1 protein-coding gene is annotated in these 605 nt (G+C 50.7%); it reads right to left on the bottom strand.

Translation table 11 applies throughout. From position 1 onward, the window contains the following. Positions 1-605, bottom strand: a 605-nt coding sequence (locus AC2A1E_RS24275) for a spore coat protein U domain-containing protein (protein ID WP_484385888.1), incomplete at both ends; no start/stop codon positions are given.

Here is a 605-nt window from a genome sequence, read left to right as displayed (position 1 = left end):
GACCGGAGTGCAGTGGTTTGCCTTCCAGGGACTTGACCATAAACCGGATGTACCTGCCTGCCGCCAGTTCCCTGGTCTATTTTTTCATGACTGCTGTCAGACCATAACAACGTTCTGGCCGGGTTTTGGTATAAGGAATATGCGATTTTCCCATTTTCTGTATTACCCGCTGCCATCGAGTACAGATAGAACTGACCATTTTTCATATTCACAGAGCGAAGGGCAATGCGGTATTGCGTATCGCGGGTACATTCGACGGCAATCTCCCCCTGAGCATCGATGTTACGGTTATCCATCATCGTGACATGGCCAAAATCAATGTCTTTCGTCGAGATGCTGCAGGACTTCGGAATGAGTGCCGATGCCATAAACTCCAGAGGCTGCAGGGCAGTCTGCTCCAGGCAGGTGTTGGGTATGGCATTGGTACTTTCTGACCAGGTGATGATGGTGTTGTCGGTATTAAATCGTGAACGGTAGTTGCCTGCCGTGAGCGATCGTTGGTTGGAAAACAGTTCACCGTTGATGGCGATATTGCCACTGACTTCGCTATTTCCCGGTAAAGAGCGCGTCACACGCACTGGAAATTGCGAGGACCGGGTTCCCCA

This window comes from Serratia sp. HNCC26DJ206 (genome assembly GCF_057180605.1).
Note: the sequence above shows the minus strand (reverse complement) of the source record. Positions and strands in the feature narration are given on the sequence as shown.